Source organism: Pseudoalteromonas luteoviolacea H33-S, from assembly GCF_001625695.1.
Classification (GTDB): Bacteria; Pseudomonadota; Gammaproteobacteria; order Enterobacterales; family Alteromonadaceae; genus Pseudoalteromonas; species Pseudoalteromonas luteoviolacea_B.
Window position 1 is genome coordinate 43,618 of record NZ_AUXY01000133.1, and the last position, 17,008, is coordinate 60,625.

Below are 17,008 nucleotides of genomic sequence, written 5' to 3' on the forward strand. Positions count from 1 at the left end.
CAGTAACTAAAGGATTTAGAGTTGAATAAAGCAAAACGTTATAGCGTGAGTCAATTGAGCCAGCTTGCTGGGGTGAGTGTTCGTACGCTGCACCATTATGACAAAGTTGGCTTGTTAAATCCGCTCCGAGGAGCAAACGGTTATCGTGAGTATTCGCAGACTCACTTGATTAAGTTGCAGCAAATTATTGTGTACAAAGAGCTCGAATTTACCCTTGAAGAAATACAGAGTATTTTAAACGCAACGGATTTTGACTTATTGCAAGTTCTAAAAGACCAAAAAAGTATGCTGTTGAAACGACAAGAAAAAACACAGTTAATTATCAACAGTTTGGAGAATTCAATGAGTATATTAAATGGTCAAAGCAACTTAGATATCTTATTTAAAGATTTACCCTTAGAAAAAGTAGAGCGCTGGAAAGATATGATGGCCCAAAGCGCAGAAGATGGTTCCTTAGATGAGTATTATTTATCATTGCAGCACTTGAGTAGTGAGGATGCTGAGTTTGAATTACATGATTTCGATGTGTGGGTTTCAAATTATAAGCAATTACTGAGCTTGCCAGTTCATAGTAAAGAGGTGCAAGCCTTAGTTGAACAGCACTATGTCATCACTAATCGGCTTACCTACAAGACGCATGATGACGATACAGAATTCAAAGGAGTAAGTTATGAGGGGTATTTAGTCTATGCAGACTCAATTGTAACAAATGCGATATCTCGAGAAATGTATGAGCATTACAGTATAGGGCTGGCAAGCCATTTACATAAAGCAATGTTGCACTTTGCTGAAAACACATTAAAAGGCAATATCGACAAGTTCAAAAATTTGGGGCTAGTTAATAGTTAAACAGAGGGCTAATCCCCAAATTTGTATTTAAAATCGGTGATGGTGTCATCAACCCAAATATATTGACAAATCAAAACCAAACAAAGCAAATTCCTTCCCTTAAGGGCATTATCACTTATGCCCTTATTTCTTGTTTAAATTCATACTATTTCATAAATTTAGTACTTCAAACTCAGGTAAAATATAGGTGTGACCAGTTAATCACCTTGATTCCTTTTAAGTTATGACCGTTTTATGTAGTCTAGACGGGTTTTTATTTTTGGAGGCATTTCGCTATGTTGCGAATTCTTATTTCTGCAAGCTTAGGGCTTGCAGTAAGTGCAGGTGTGTCAGCACAAGATGTGATGACCCCTGAAAAACTGTGGGAAGTTAAACGTGTTACTGCGCTGGGATTAAATAAAGATAAAACCCATGTAATTTACAGCGTAACGACCCCGAGCGTGGCAAATAATGATTTTGCCAGCAAGGTATATCAGGTGCCTGTTAAAGGCGGGAGTGCACAGCTATTAGAAGCCTATCAAGGTCTGTTAATCGATAGCAACATCTCTCCTGATGGTACTAAAAAGCTATTTCATAAAAAGGTGAATATTGAGTCGGTTTTAGCTAGTCATAGACATAAAGACTTGTCTCAAGCAAATGCTTATGTGTTCGATGATCTAAATTATCGCCACTGGGATACGTGGAATGATGGTGGCTTTAAGCATGTTTTCTATCAAGATTTAGCGACTGAAAAGAAAGTCGACATCATGGAAGGTAAGCCTTACTCAAGCCCAACCTCTCCATTTGGTGGCTCAAGTGATTACATTTGGGGCCCTAAAGGCGAGAACATTTACTATGTGAGTAAAAAGCTGACGGGTACTGAATATGTTACCAGTACCAACACCGACATTTATCGTTATAACCTAGCGAGTAAAAAAACAACCAATATCACTGAAAGCAACCTAGGTTATGATAAGAGCCCTGCGTTTTCGTCAAAAGGAAATCTAGCGTGGCTTCAAATGGACGTGCCAGGGTATGAAGCGGATAAAAACGACATCATAGTGCGCATCAAAAACAAAGAAGTTAATTTGACTGAGCATTGGGATGGCACGGTAAATAGCTTCAAATGGAGCCCTGATGGCAAGCGCATTTACTTTGTTGCGCCAACCGATGGCACAATCCAATTATTCCAAGTATCAGTCAGTACTAAGCCAAAGATCAAACAGCTAACGAAAGGCCAGTTTGATGTGAATGGGATTGTTGCGGCAATGGATAAGCACTTAGTTGTGACACGTAGCAGCATGAACCGCGCATCAGAAATTTTCCGTTTTGACCTGCGTAAGAAAAACCTAACAGCACTGACTAAAGTCAATGACGCATTTTATGCAGGCCTTGACTTACCAACCGTTAAAAAGCGTATGGTGACGACAAAAGACGGTCAGGAAATGCTAACTTGGGTGATTTATCCACCTAATTTTGATGAAAGTAAAAAGTACCCAACATTACTTTATCTACAAGGCGGCCCTCAGTCTGCACTTTCGCAGTTTTATTCGTTCCGCTGGAACTTCCAAGTAATGGCATCACAAGGGTATATCGTTGTAGCACCAAATCGCCGCGGAATGCCAGGTCATGGTGTTAAGTGGAATGAAGACATTACCCAAGATTGGGGTGGTAAGGCGATGCAAGACTACCTTGATGCCATCGATGATGTGTCAAAAGCATCTTACGTTGATAAAAAGCGCATTGGTGCAATCGGTGCAAGCTTTGGCGGTTACTCTGCATTTTATTTAGCGGGCAACCATGATGGTCGCTTTAAAACCTTCATCTCACATTGTGGTATCTTCGATTTACGCAGTATGTACGGCACAACGGAAGAGCTATTCTTCGTAAACCATGAATTTGGTGGCCCATATTGGGAGCAAGGCAATGCCTCTATCAACCAAACATATAATGAGTTCAACCCAATTAATTATGTAGATAAGTGGGATGCACCTATGTTTGTGATCCATGGTGGCAAAGACTACCGTGTACCATTAGGCCAAGGTATTCAGGCGTTCCAAGCTGCAAAATTACGTGGTTTAGAGAGCCGTTTCTTATACTTCCCTGAAGAGAATCACTGGGTACTGACGCCGCAAAACGGCATCGTATGGCAACGTGAATTCTTCAAATGGTTAGAAGACACACTATAAACTAGCAACAAGTTAGTTTGTATTAAACGTTTTAATGCCTGAGTACAAACCTGTGCTCAGGCATTTTTAATTGCTTTGATAATGGTTTTGAAGCGATAAAGTCGAGTATTATCATGGGAGTTACTAGGTTAATTAAAGGACTATAAATGCGAAGCGGACTCAATCAAATTGCGGGTGTTAGGCTTCCCTTTGTTGGCTTGGCAAATTGATTAGATGAGCGCATTAAACTGAGATTAACTTCACCCGAAAGCCTTAATGGCCCGTCAACTACCTTGCAATGGGCTGCGCCGACAAAAAACAATGCGTATGCAACAGGAGTGCAAGTGCTTTGGGAGATGGAAAGCCTTCAGTAACACGTAAAAAGAATATACAAAATTATAAGCTTAGTTCTAGTACATCTTGATTCAATTAGAAAACCTGATCTAACAACACATACTTATTTTTATGTCTGATATTTTCCAAGCGAAGGGCTTGAGAAGTTTGTATTTATTGATGAGGGCTGTGTGTTATTAGCCTCTTTTTGTCGATTGGTGAGTAACTAAAAACTGAGCTACCACCTCTTCACCAAGTGTTTTAGAGTGCATTAGATTACGAAATCAGATAAAGACGGTTATCCAATAGAGATAACATGGAATGTTACTTTTGGCATATATCTGCGTAGTCATATGCGCTTGAAGCATAGATAAAAATGGCGATTGAGTAGTAAGTTCTATTTTGATTTATTTATATGTACAGATATACATCGCTCAGTATTTGTCAAATATCACTGTTATACGACAAGTGACGTATTTTAATCATTGCTAATTTGGTGACATCTGTTTAAGTTGTTGTTATGGTTGATAGTAATAAAGTGCGTATTTGAATCGCTGTTGTTATGCAACAGACATTACGCTGTTGTTATGCGACATTTGTCGTAGATAAAAATGTTAGGTTCTTAAGTGTTACAACTAGCATTTCATATTAAACAAAGTAAGGATATTTCGTGATTAAAGCATTTTTGTCTCATTCAAGTCAGGATAAAGAACACTATGTTCGTAATGTAGCCAATTGGTTGGATAAAGATGAGATTATTTATGACGAATATACTTTTGAAGAAGGTGAGAGGCCTTTAGATCAAATAATTGATGGCTTAGATAAGTCGGAAATTTTTGTACTTTTCTTATCAGATAATGCACTAAATTCTGAATGGGTAATAAAAGAAATAACTGAAGCTAAGATTAGGCTGGACAGTAATCAGATAAACAAAATATTTCCTATTATTATTGACGATAAAATACAGTATACAGATTCAAGAATACCTGAATGGTTAAGAGATAATTACAATTTAAAACCTATCAAAAGAGCAAATGTTGCTGCCAGAAGAATTCACAATAAATTAAGAGAAGTAAGTTGGACAAAACATCCAGAGCTAAAAATAAGAGAAAACTATTTTGTTGGCCGGCTAAATGAATTAGATTCTTTTGAAGAGAGAATACATGATTTTTCTAAAGAAAAGCCGACTGTTTTAATTTGCTCTGGTTTTAACGGTGTTGGCCGAAGAAGCCTTATTCACAAAGGGTGTTTAAAGACTAATATCTCGGAATGTTCTCACAAACCTTCCGCAATATTCTTAGATCGAAATGTATCAATTGAAGATTTCATATTAAAGCTAAACGATTTTGGTTTGATTGATTTTGGCGACTCACTTGAAGCATTGAGTGATAAAACTGTCGATGAAAAGATTGAATATATTCATCAGGTCATGAACGCAGCTTATAATTCTAAAGAATTAATCTACTTCATCGATGATGGTTGCCTTGTTAACTACAAAAGGGAGCTTAATAGCTGGTTTGCAAAGGCGATAGCTACTTATAATAAAACTGCTTATCCTATCTTCTGCATCGCATCAAAATATAAAGTAGCATTTCCCGCTAGGCCGAAAAATGACAGTTTCTTCTTTCTCGAAATAACTGAGTTAAGTACTGTCGAGAGGAAGCGTTTTTTTAGTCAGCTAGCAGGGTTATATAAGTTTGAATTATCACTTGAGCAGTTTAACGATATTTGTAATTTACTATCAGGGCTACCAGAACAGGTTACATTTGCAGCTGATATGTTAAGAGAAGATAACCAAACAAGCTTTCATGATAAATTGGCAATTTTAGCTGATTATAACTCTGAAAGAGCTGCGACCTTATTGAATAAATATGAAAACAACGAATCAACTTTAGATTTTATCCGAATGCTTTCAAAGTTTGAAGTTATTACTATGGATTTTCTGTTTTCAATAGTGAGTGAAGAAAAATTCTATCCTGTAATCGAGGAACTCGCAGCGGAGCATATAGTCGAATTGATCGGACTAGATGGAGATATTGTTCGATTAAACGATGTTGTAAGAGATTACATTGCAAGAAATAGATTAACTTTTAGCCCAGAACTTTCAGAACGAATCACAGAGCGAGTAAAGACCACGATTGAAAGAGATGATCTATTTGAATTGGACTCATCTGAGTTTATTTTTTCCATTAAAGAGGCTTTGAAAGAAGGCACTAATATTAATGATAAATTCTTAATTCCATCACATTATCTAAGGTGTATGAAGGATCTTTATTATAACCGAGGAAGTTTACAAAGGATTATTGAGCTAGCAGATTTAATTCTTGAGAAGGAGAATAATATCGATGACTCTGCCTTGCAGGATATTAGGTACTATTTATGCTTGGCTTTAGCAAAAACAAAGAATTCAAGGCTATTGAAAGAAGTGCAGTTAATAAAAGGCGATGAACATCACTTTTTACTTGGATTTTATTATAGATTGCAAGGTCGTTATAAGGATGCACTTGAGAGATTACAGAAAATTGAAAACAGCAGATATGTTGCAGCAAGATGTAAAAGGGAGATAGTACAAGTATATGTACAAATGGAAGAGTATGATAAGGCACTTGATTACGCAAAGAAAAATTATGAAGACAACCGTAGTAACCAATTTCATACCCAAGCCTATTTCAATTGCTTGATTAACACTGATGAGGCCAAAAAGAATAGTGTATTACTAAAAGAGTTGATTCATAACTTAAGGTCTATTGGATCTGAGCAATCAATTGAAATGTCGAATATCGCCGAAGCAATCTTTGAAGCTAAGATTAATGATTCAGAGGTTACTGCCTTTGATAAAATAAAAGACTGTATTGCTATATATCCTGATAATCACTATCCGCTACTTGCTGCATGTGATATAGCCTTAAAATTTAATAATTTAGGAGAGTTTGAATCGGCTCTCGAAGAGTTATTGCGAATAAGTAAAAATAATCATATATCTCAACGGTCTTTAAATCGATATAGAGCATTAAGTGCAGCTCTAAAAGGTGATGAAGGTGCTGCACTTTCTCTAATTAGAGATGATATAAATAGATACCCAGAAGAAAGTCGTCAGAGAACTACTCGAATGATTTGTGAGTTTGCTAAACGGAATAGAACCTAACAAGTCAATTCAAAGGTAAAAAATAGCTGGCTTTACTCCTTCGTCGCTAAGTTTAGCCAGCTATTTTATTGCCTCTGATTGAAGCGTTAGGCATCTTGATGAATTGGATTCATCTTCAACTATAAGGAAATAAAAGATGAAAAATAAACTTATGTTCGCTGCTCTATTTTTTAATGCTGCCTCCGCACATGCAATTAATTCTGATCTAAGAGGAGTAATTTTAAGTTTTGATGATATTCGATGTGGTGAATCGAAACAGGAACAAAAAGCAAACTTCAAAAAGTATACTCCTGCTCTCCTAAAACCACGTAAATCATATGGTGTAACCGTAATACCTCATGAGTATTCGATAGATTCTAGATTTAGTGTTTTAAATCCTCTAGACACAAAAGCTATAGCTTTCAATTGGTATCGAACCGAAATACCATCTGGGTATAAGTTCGAATTGCTATCCTATTCAAGATACATCATTCTTGGGCCAGAGAATGATAAAAATTTTGCATTACAAAACTATATGAAAATTGAAACTGATCTAAGGGAAAAACTAGGTGTAGAATTAGGTAGTCCACCTAAAATTCAAAAACATGGTAACACTGAACCTCAAAAATGGTGGCTCTATGAGCAAAAGCCGTTCAAGGGTGAGCTTTTTGTTAATTTGGGTTCGTTTAAACACAAAGGACAATGGTTAGCATCTGTTGAGAACTGAAAAAGGACAGACACAAATTTAGTCTCAGCTGAAAGCCATTATGGTTCATCAATGTTCTTGCACTAAACGGAGCCAACAAAAAGTAATGCGTATGAAACTGCAAGCGGGTGCTTTTGGTAGTGGATCGTCCTCTCAATCAGTCATAAAAATAAGACAAAAATTATAAGTAGAGTTCCACCGCATCTTGATTCAGCTTTATGAGCTGAACTAACAATATATGCTCATCTTTGATATCTGACATTTTCTATGTGAAGGGCTTGAGAGTTTTTTATTTTTTGATAAGTTTGCCACTTAAGCTGTACTCGTAATCTAAATGCTTTAATCAATCACAAGCCACTGCCATACAGTAAATAGGCTTTTAGTAAATGTCGATGAATGCTATGTGACAATTGAAGTACTTTGATAGTTTCTGTTTTGGTTACATTTGCCTAAGTTATTGTTATGCTATGGGTCGATAAAGTACGTATCTGAATCGTTGTTGTTATGCGATGCTTGTCGTAGTTAAAAGTGTTAGTTGTTAATGAAGGTTTGGTGTAATGGATACAATCATTTTTTATCTTTTAGGTTCATTAGCATTTGTATTTTGCTTAACAATAATTGTTCTTCCTCAGCTCCTTTACAAGTATATTTTACCATCTGCACCAGAAAGAGAGCTATCAATTGAAGCTAATATGTGGCCTTTAACGTTAGCTCCTGAACATTTTTCTAAATCAGGGCAAAGAATTAGGTTTATAGGTTTCAAAATTCTCTGGTGTTGTGCAGCCAGCATGGGTGTAATTATTTTAGGTATAATTTCTTTTTTGCTGGTTGTTAATTAACACCTAACAAATGAACTGAAATAGGACAGGCATAAATTTTTTGCTTTAATCGTGCAATGTTACTACTGTTTAAATATCCAGTTTAAAGTTAAGTTGAATAGAAAAAGGAATCTAATGGGACAGGCACATATTTATAGGCACATATTTATAAATTTATCCTCCCCATAAAACCGCGATTGCTCATCAATGATCTTGCACAGCACTGAGCCAACAAAAAACAATGCTCATACCACATAAAGCAAGCGCTTTTTGAAGTGGAGTACCCTCAATAACTCAAAAAATAACACAAAATTATAAGCTGAGTTCTACCACATCTTGATTCAGCTCGATAAGTTGGTCTAGCAACACATAGTTACCTTTTATATCTGATATTTTCCAAGCAAAGGGTTTAAGAGGCTTTAATTTTTTAATAAATTCCCCGTTTAAGTCGTATTGGGTTAAGTAACCTGATTTTATGTCATAGCTATAAAAGTGTTGTTTGTATAACACTAAGCTGTGGCCATTCAGTGTCGGCATTCGCTGGTATTCAGTGCTCTCAGAGTTAAGCATTCGCTTAAAAACCTGCCCATCAAAGTCACTGATATAGAGTGCATGGTCACTGAGCCAGACTGACTGAACATCGTCAACTGAGTGGGCTGTAAAAATTTGCTTGTCTAGGTCCAGTTGCCAAAGTGTATGGGCAGAGGGGTGTGATGCCGTGACAAAAACCCCTGATTGAGGGTGCCAGTTTAGTACTTCCACTAGTGGTGCTGGCGCTTCAATGATGTGAGTTTCTCCATTTAAATTAACCATGTTGAGCTGGGTTTGATGAATGACAGCCAGGTTTTGACCATCTGGAGACCAGCTAAACTGCTCAATTTTGCTGTGCTGCGAAAAGTGTGTCAGTTGCTTTTCTTGTACGCCGTCCCAAAGCCATATCTGATCTTGTCCACTGCGAGCAGAGATAAAGGCAATCAGCTCACCATTTGGTTGAAATCGGGCATACTTTTCTCGGCTTTTAGAGCGTGCAAAGCTTGGATATGGTTGTACGCTTTGATTCATTACGCGCTCTGTTTTGACGTCTAGATCACCACTGAAAGGGATGAGTGCGATATCCGTATCTTTATTGCCTTTGATGGCGATGATCTTGGAAGTCAAAGGGTGAGATTGCGCACTCACAATATCATTGAGTGCAGTTTGATACGCAGTCACTTTGCCATCCAGTGTTAAGTGATAAAGCTTACCATGTGAGACTGCCAACAATGCATTGCCATGATCCGAAAAACGGATAGAAAACTGGCTTACTTGCAGCTGTTGATTGCTTGTGTCTATTTCGCTTTGTTGCAAGAGTTCGCCGCGCTTATTGAGTATGCTCAGTATATGCTGGTTTTCTTGATTAAAGGAAAGCACTGCATACTGTGCATGTATTGGGTCATAGTCATATGTATAAACAGAATGACCTACCAAGTTAAATAGGGTGCCAGTGTGTTGTGCTAGTGCATTGAACTTAATTAAGGTCTGTGTGTTACCTTGGCGGCTTAAAAACGCATATTGGTGGTTTGGCAGTGCTACGGGTCGTGTTATCGAGTTGGCTTGGCACTGATAGGGCACAGTCGCAACTTGAGGCGTATTCAAGGCGGTAGCAAAATTCAGCATATTGATTTGCCAGCAGTTAGCCTGTAACGGTTCGTGTTGCGTGGTTTTGCTTTGATCACAATGGCGTTGCTTTGTATAAAGTATGTTACGCCCATCCGGTGTAAAACGTGTATCGCGGTAAAAGCCGGGCTCTACACTTAGCTGTTTTTCAATACCTGTTTGTAGGTTTTTAGCCCAGATATGGCTTTGGCATGAGTGCGTATGGCGATTAAATACGATGTATTGTCCATTGGGACTATAGGTTACTTCACTCTCAAAGGCATCTGTATAAGTGAGCTGTTTTAAAGAGTTCACTTTCAAAGGTTCGGGTTGCGTATGCCACCCTGTCAGTAAGCCAAGCATAATAATCAAAACGCACGGCAACCCAAAATATAGAGCCTGTTTGAGACTCAGTGAACTTTGCATGGCGGCGAATTTGGGTTTGTTTTCTGGTAGCCATTGCACATCTACCATGAGCCGATAGCCTATTTTGGGATGTGTCGCAATGATATGTGGCGACCTAGCGTCATCCCCAAGTACTTTTCTTAGCCGTGCAATACACCGCTGTAAGGCATTAGGGACAACCTCACTGCCTTTCCAAACCTCATCCATGATTTGTTGGTGGCTAACCACTTCAGGCGCGTTTTGTGCGAGTAAAAGCAGTACCTGTAAAATTTTGGGTTCTACCTTGGTACTTTGCTCTGCATAAGAGATTTCAGAACGAGATAAGTCTATGAGATGTTCTTGAATATAAAAACGCTGCGTTGGGGACATAATCTTATTTTACGGCTCGAAGTATGCTCGAGTATATGCAGTTAATTAGAGGCTGTCGAGTATCAAAATATTATATAACCTATTGTAAATTATAGATATCATCTATTCATCATGAATTCCTCAGTGTGCCTTTGTTGTGCTTTTCGGGCTTTAAAGCACAGTAATGGCGCAAAAGTCATTACATATGAAGGGAAATATTATGCGTATCTATTTCATACGAAAAACGTGGTCAAAGGCACATGACTGTCGAGCTTTATTTTGTGCACTCGTGGTGCTTCAAAGTGGTTCTGCTTACGCTGATGAAGCTGCTATTGAGGCAATTACGCGCGCTGCTGAAGTTTACGGTATAGACACAATTTCAAAACTCAAACAATTAAAGGTGGAGGAGTCGCTATATCGTTATATGCAAGGACAAAGTGGTCATGTTGAAGAGGGCTCGCATAGTCTGGTGTTACATCGGTATAAGCAACAACTTGAAATTAACTTTGCTGCCAAGAGTAAATCGTTTAAACGCAGTGATGAGAACTTAATTGGTAATTATGGTTATCATTCATTAGTTACGCTTGATAGACGTTATCTAAATGGCAAAGGGATGAAGGTAGATCATTGCATGCAAACGTATCAGCCCAGCACCAGAATGAGTTGGGACTCTGTGGCTTTTAATATGGAGCAGAGTGTAGACACGCTAATTATTAAGGAGCTCAGTGACAACCGTGCGGATGTGAGCAGTGGTGGGGTTACCTATATTCAAGGGGACGTTCATACGGTACTTAATTGGACGATTAATCAAGTGCGTAAAACAGCTTATATTGGTTCAGCTTCTGGTCTGTTGTCGCGCTTGACAACGAAAGAAAAAGGAAAAATGACGCGTTATGACTTTTTAGGCCATACACACAATAATCAGGGGCTTACATGGGCGAGTCAAACTATTGTAAGTCAAGAGCATAAACCCACCTTGCATGTGACAGAGCGCGTTGTCACACAGAGTACTCCAACTTTCCCCTTAGTGTTAAAACCTGATGGCTACAAACTTAGCGACAACGACACGTTTTTAGAATTTGCACAGGAGAGCGTAAATGAAGTTGCTAAGGGCGTATTTTTAGTCGGTCAAGGGTGGGGCTTTACTTTATTTGTTGATATTGGCACTTCCTATATCTCGGCAGGCTCATGGCAAATGCCTAATGATACATTCACATGGCAGCAAAGGTTAAACAAGTTGGATCAGCATCTGGGCACTCATAAGCCAGTGTCTCAATTTATTGTGACACACCACCATGACGACCATTTAATGGGGTTAAATGAAGTCAGTACACATGGCGCTAAAATACTTTTGATGGCGGAACATCAAAAGGCGGTAGAAGCGAGCCTAGAACAGCCTTTAACACCAAAAAATAGTGCGTTTCTACACGACGGTATGATGCTAGCCAATAACCAGGTACAGGTTTTTGATGTCCCAAGCAGCCATGCTGATCATAACCTCGTTGTGTATTTACCAAAGCAAAAGGTTGTATTTGCGGAAGATATGTTTGGCAGTAGCTTGGAGACGGGATTCCATTCACCTAATAGCTGGCCAAGTCGAGATGTATATTATCGGGCGCAGGTTTTAAACGAGAGGCTTAACGAGCTTGGTATTCAGGCTGAACATTTTGTGTCGTCTCACCATGGCCGAGTGCTCTCGAAAGATGAATTTAAAGCACTAGTGAACTTAAGTTGTCCAGAAGATAGTGTGTTAATAAAACGCCTTTATGTTCGTTAGCTCATTGCTCATTGCTCATTGCTCATTGCTCATTGCTCATTGCTCATTGCTCATTATTATGAACTAATATTTCAAAATAAGAATAACTATAAATTACACATTAAATAATTAATATTTGCCTAGTTATTTTCTTAATTCGGTTTGTATAATAAGTTCAGGAAGCGTTTTTATAAAATCGACTTGGAGGTCAGATGAAGTTTATATTTTTAACTTTATTAATGTTAGCAATACTTGGCTGTAGTCCGTTAGATGAGTTTTCTGCGCTTAAAAAGTTGAACGATGCTGAGCGGGTTTGGGTTTTTGCGCAGTTTAATGTCCCAGAAGAAGGCGGTGAGATAGAGTCTTATTATTACTATGGGGAAGTATCTAAACCTCTTTACGAGTCTATTTCAAACAATGAAATTGGCTCTGGGTTTATTTTAATGTCGAAGGTTAAGTATTGGGGGGATGACGATTTAATTCATGACTATGACAACAAAGAGACCTCAGGAGAGCTGGTCTTTCGAATTGAACATATTGCGACAGTAAATTTGATTAACACCCCTCCAGTTGCTGGTAAAGGTTATGAGCAAGTTGCAGACAAAGACCCATCTTCAGAGAGTGAATCTGCTCAAGCAGCTAGAAGTTCAATATAAAAGTTTTAGATGAATGAGTTAGATATGAAAGTAGTTGTTGTCGAGGCGCATGTCTCAGAGTTTCCAGAACCCTTTTTTTTAAACCAAGGTGAGCAAATAACGCTTGGCAATATGGATGATGAATTTCCAAATTGGGCTTTCATTAAAACGCAGTCAGGCCAACAAGGGTGGGCGCCAACTCAGTACATTAGAAAGAGTTCTGTAGCAAGTGAGGGGGTACTTACACAGGATTATGATAATAATGAGCTAAACACCTCGGTTGGTGAAAACCTGACAGTGCTCTTTGTGTTAAATGCGTGGTATCGGGTGAAAAGAGGTTTAGAAGAAATTGGCTGGGTGTCGGTTAGTACGGTAAAAACAGCAAAGTGAGAGTGAATTCTGGGGGTTGTTACAATGTCGTTTGGCGTTGTAGCTTACCCACTTCATTTAGAAAACAACAGCAAGGAAATGCGATGACTAGAATTGCTTCAAATAAAGAAGAGCTGTTGTCTGCCATTGATACGATTTTCCCTAAATTAATGGCAGATTATCGCTCGATATCTGCCAGTAAGTCTCGAGTATTAGGTGTACAAGGGAATATTAAAGGTTCCGTTGTGAGCGTATGCGATACCTTGGCTTATTTGTTGGGGTGGGGGAAGCTTGTTTTAAAGTGGCATTACTTAAAGCAACAAGCGCAGCCAGTGGACTTCCCTGAACGCGGATTTAAATGGAATCAATTAGGGTTATTGGCAGAGCATTTTCATCAAACATATGCTCATTGGCAATATGAAGATTTGCTTGCTGAGCTCGAGGTGTGTGTCACAGATATTCGAACACTGATCTTAAACTCAAATAACCATGAATTGTATGAAGTACCTTGGTATGAAAAGTGGACGCTAGGGCGTATGGTCCAATTAAATACGGCTTCGCCAATGATGAGTACACGCACAAAAATACGCCGGTTTAAGCGCCAATATTGCTAACAGGATATATTAAAATGAGCATGTGACAAAACCTGTGTAGATTTAACTAATTAGTACAGTAAATCTGACCGGCACAGTAAACAATTAGCTCGGGTATAAGTTAGTTTACCGAATGAGATGTTAGTTAGAATAACAAGGATAACGTTATGAAAACAAACGCGGTTTTTTTATACATTATATTAATTTTATGCAGCTTTACATCTGTTGCTAAGTTTTCAACCTTAGATGAGTCTTTAAAAGCCAGGGCGCTCACTCAGCAAATAGATATGCTGGGCAAAGAGGGAGAGTTTAGTGGTAGCGTTTTATTTGCCCGTAAAGGGCAAGTGCTATTTCACAAAGTTGTAGGGCAGATCCATCCTCAATCTAACCAATTAATAACCGAAAGTTCAGCTTTTAACTTGGGTTTATTGTCAAAGCAATTTACTGCAATGGCCATTATGATACTTAGGTACCAAGGTAAGTTAGATTACGATAAACCGATTCAGGCGTACTTACCTCATTTCCCTTACCCAGAAGTAACAGCGAGGCATTTGCTAACACATACTTCGGGTATCGTGAGCTATGAGGAATTGATAGATAAACCCATCCCAAAGCAGCTATTTACAAATAAAGATATAGTGTCGCTGTTTATCCAATTTACGCCAAATTTGGCGTTTATTCCCGGTAGTCAGTATAACGTTAGCAATACTGATTATGTGATGCTGGCGCATATCGTTGAGAGTGTATCTGAACAGTCTTTAGAAGAGTTTGCTAAGCAGCATATTTTCACACCACTCAATATGCATAACACACGTATATTCACGGCGTTATCAAAGAACGCTGAGTTTAAAAATAGAGTCTACGGGCTGTCAGGCAGCAAACAAAATGACCAGGTCCAAGTTAAAGGCGTGACAGGCGGCGGTGCTGTGTATTCAACTGCGGTCGATCTTTTAAAGTGGCATCAAGGCCTAAACAGTAATAAATTACTGCCGCCTTCGTTGTTAAATGAGGCATTTTCTCCAGCTATACTCAATGATGGTTCAACCGAATATTATGGTTTTGGTTGGGTTATTGATGAGCACCGCCCTGAAATAGTCTCTCACTCAAATGATGTACTTGGCTCAAACGCTTTTATTATCAGAAATATGAAAACAGATGAGCTACTGATTTTGATGAGCAATTACACTAAGGATATTAAGTTTACCAAGCTTAAAGCGCTCGTTTACTCTGGATTTGAAACGCAATTTAGCGATATTTATTAAAACCGCTGTGAGATGTGGCTGTTTTGCCATACTGAGGTATGGCAATTAAGTTATCTCTACACGATTTAAACGATGAGATTTCAATGGTAATAACTCACTCACGACTACACTATGAGATAATGAAGTATTTTGTTGAGCATGCAAAAGCGCCGAGTATAGACGAGTTGAGCGTTTTATTTGAACTCAATAAAGATTGTATTATTAAGGCACTAAAGTTATTACAAGCGGAGCATGGTGTTGTTTTGCACCCAATATCGAATGAAATTTGGGTGATGCATCCGTTTTCTGCTGCGCCAACTAATTTTTGGATTAAGTCTGGTGATATGGGCTGGTGGGGAAATTGCGCTTGGTGTGCTTTGGGGGCAGCTGCACTACTTGATCGAGACTTGACCATAACAACTACACTAGGTAGCGAGTCAAAACAGGTTGTGATTGAAATCACAAATGGAAAAATAGCGAACAAGCATTTGTATGTTCATTTTCCTATTCCCATGAAAAAAGCGTGGGATAACGTAATTTACACTTGCAGTACTATGCTGATGTTTGAGTCTGAATCTGACATTGATGCATGGTGTGAAAGACACAACATGCATAAGGGCGATGTTCAGCCAATTGAGCAGGTTTGGGCGTTTTCAAAAGCTTGGTACGGGCGACACTTGAGTCCTGATTGGGTAAAATGGACTGTGCAAGAAGCGACAGAGATATTTGAGCGCTTTGGACTCACTCATTCTATTTGGAAATTGCCAGTGGAAAAAGGCCGGTTTTGAGCAGGCCAATTAGCCTGCTCGTGAGCAATTATTTTACACAAGTATTTGGCAGGAGAATATCAACCCACACTAATCTGTGATCCGAAGAAGCAGCTCTATTCGCCACTAATTCAGCACCGGACTCGTGTTGTGCTGGCCAAAATACACCACCATTAATGACATTTAAATCACTAGATGGCAGCACGTAATCAGCACGCATTCCCCAATGTGCAGTATGTGCTACTGCATTTGCATTTTGCGGTTTGTTTAATCTTCCACCTTCTGATTTAGGCGTGGCTAAGTTGTTTACTCGACTGTGTGTGAGGATCTGCTTGATGGCATTAGGGTGCCCATCACCATCGACGTCACTGGCATTTAAATCACCGACAATCACAAAAGATGAACCGCTGAAACCGCCTTTCACACCTGCGTCATCGTAAATGTAGCTGTGACCAGTTGCAGAAATATAGTCTTTCCATAGCCTTAGTTCATCATGGTTTCTTTTACCATTTCTGTCCTCAGGCCCATCAAAAACAGGTGGCGTGGGGTGGCTAGCAAGTACGTTTAGTTGCTGGTTGCAGATCTGAACTGGAATATCCCAATGAGACTTTGAAGAAAGTCGCATGATGTCACGCTCAGATTGTGCATACCAGCTCTTACCATCTTTGGTGGTTGGCATCATGTTGTTTGGCATATCTTTCCATAGAAAGTTTTGAAAAGTACGCACTTGATCAGCGTCTATTGGGAACTTTGATAGTAGCACCATGCCGTATTGGCCCGGATATTTGCCAAAACCATAATGAGTGAGTTTGCTGTCTTTGCCAGTCAAAGGTGTTTTAACGCCCGTATTGACAGGTGCTAAATATACATGAGGATAAGAAATTGGTTCAAAACCATTTTGAGACACCTCTAAGTATTTACTTTTAAATAAGTTTATACCTTGCTCTGGGTCGGCAATATAGTCAAATTCATTTAAAAGGATAATGTCTGGGCGTGTGCGTTGAATGATCTCGGCAATATTATTGATTTGCTTTATTTCACCGCTTTTTAAGGCCTTAGTTAATACATTACCAGAAACATCTAACGCTTTGTCAGCTTGATAGTTAGTTGCTTCCATACTTACGTTAAACGTAGCAACACGTATCGTGGTGTCGTTAACAGTGGCTGCGTCAGTTGTTTGAGTTGATGTTTGTTGACAGCCTGTGCCTAGCAAAGTAGCAGCTAAGGCGATAGATACTAGTGATGGTTTCATTATTAACCTAATACAAAATGCAATTGACGA

13 protein-coding genes are annotated in these 17,008 nt (G+C 38.8%); 11 read left to right on the forward strand and 2 right to left on the reverse strand.

The genetic code is table 11. The features are described 5' to 3' along the window. Nucleotides 1-21: 21 nt before the first annotated feature. The 5 genes from N477_RS24105 (at nt 22) to N477_RS24125 (ending at nt 7,998) form a co-directional block, all read left to right on the forward strand. Nucleotides 22-849, forward strand: coding sequence for a MerR family transcriptional regulator (locus N477_RS24105; RefSeq protein WP_063364104.1), 828 nt, complete (start codon nt 22-24; stop codon nt 847-849). A gap of 275 nt (nt 850-1,124) precedes the next feature. Then, on the forward strand, nt 1,125-3,017 hold the full coding sequence (locus N477_RS24110; RefSeq protein ID WP_063364103.1) for an alpha/beta hydrolase family protein: 1,893 nt from the start codon (nt 1,125-1,127) through the stop codon (nt 3,015-3,017). A 982-nt stretch (nt 3,018-3,999) separates the two neighbouring features. After that, on the forward strand, nt 4,000-6,474 hold the full coding sequence (locus N477_RS24115) for a toll/interleukin-1 receptor domain-containing protein (protein ID WP_063364102.1): 2,475 nt from the start codon (nt 4,000-4,002) through the stop codon (nt 6,472-6,474). A 136-nt stretch (nt 6,475-6,610) separates the two neighbouring features. After that, nucleotides 6,611-7,180 carry a hypothetical protein gene (locus N477_RS24120; RefSeq protein ID WP_063364101.1) on the forward strand — a complete coding sequence of 190 codons (570 nt, stop codon included), beginning with the start codon at nt 6,611-6,613 and terminating at the stop codon, nt 7,178-7,180. 536 nt (nt 7,181-7,716) lie between these two features. Further along, on the forward strand, nt 7,717-7,998 hold the full coding sequence (locus tag N477_RS24125) for a hypothetical protein (protein ID WP_063364100.1): 282 nt from the start codon (nt 7,717-7,719) through the stop codon (nt 7,996-7,998). 291 nt (nt 7,999-8,289) lie between these two features. On the opposite strand, the gene N477_RS24130 is transcribed toward N477_RS24125, so the two are convergent. Next, nucleotides 8,290-10,386, reverse strand: a complete 2,097-nt coding sequence (locus tag N477_RS24130) for a winged helix-turn-helix domain-containing protein (RefSeq protein ID WP_063364099.1) — start codon at nt 10,384-10,386, stop codon at nt 8,290-8,292. Between the two features lie 199 nt (nt 10,387-10,585). On the opposite strand from N477_RS24130, the gene N477_RS24135 reads away from it, so the two are divergent. From N477_RS24135 to N477_RS24160, 6 genes are all read left to right on the forward strand, one after another. Next, a complete protein-coding gene (locus tag N477_RS24135; protein ID WP_063364098.1) occupies nt 10,586-12,142 on the forward strand; it encodes a hypothetical protein in 1,557 nt (518 codons plus the stop codon). Nucleotides 12,143-12,333: 191 nt separating this feature from the next. Beyond that, nucleotides 12,334-12,777: a hypothetical protein gene (locus tag N477_RS24140; RefSeq protein ID WP_063364097.1), complete on the forward strand. Its 444-nt coding sequence runs from the start codon at nt 12,334-12,336 to the stop codon at nt 12,775-12,777. A gap of 24 nt (nt 12,778-12,801) precedes the next feature. Then, the gene (locus N477_RS24145; RefSeq protein ID WP_063364096.1) at nt 12,802-13,146 is read left to right on the forward strand and encodes a hypothetical protein; all 345 of its coding nucleotides are present in this window, start codon (nt 12,802-12,804) and stop codon (nt 13,144-13,146) included. 83 nt (nt 13,147-13,229) lie between these two features. Further along, nucleotides 13,230-13,739 (forward strand): ClbS/DfsB family four-helix bundle protein, encoded by a 510-nt coding sequence (locus N477_RS24150; RefSeq protein ID WP_063364095.1) that lies wholly within the window; start codon nt 13,230-13,232, stop codon nt 13,737-13,739. A gap of 146 nt (nt 13,740-13,885) precedes the next feature. Next, complete coding sequence (locus N477_RS24155; RefSeq protein ID WP_063364094.1) at nt 13,886-14,980, forward strand: serine hydrolase domain-containing protein; 1,095 nt, start codon at nt 13,886-13,888, stop codon at nt 14,978-14,980. 119 nt (nt 14,981-15,099) lie between these two features. Then, nucleotides 15,100-15,747 (forward strand): alkylmercury lyase family protein, encoded by a 648-nt coding sequence (locus N477_RS24160; RefSeq protein WP_231098168.1) that lies wholly within the window; start codon nt 15,100-15,102, stop codon nt 15,745-15,747. Nucleotides 15,748-15,775: 28 nt separating this feature from the next. Here N477_RS24160 and N477_RS24165 read toward each other — a convergent pair whose 3' ends face one another. Then, nucleotides 15,776-16,978 carry an endonuclease/exonuclease/phosphatase family protein gene (locus N477_RS24165; protein ID WP_063364092.1) on the reverse strand — a complete coding sequence of 401 codons (1,203 nt, stop codon included), beginning with the start codon at nt 16,976-16,978 and terminating at the stop codon, nt 15,776-15,778. Between the last annotated feature and the right edge of the window lie 30 nt (nt 16,979-17,008).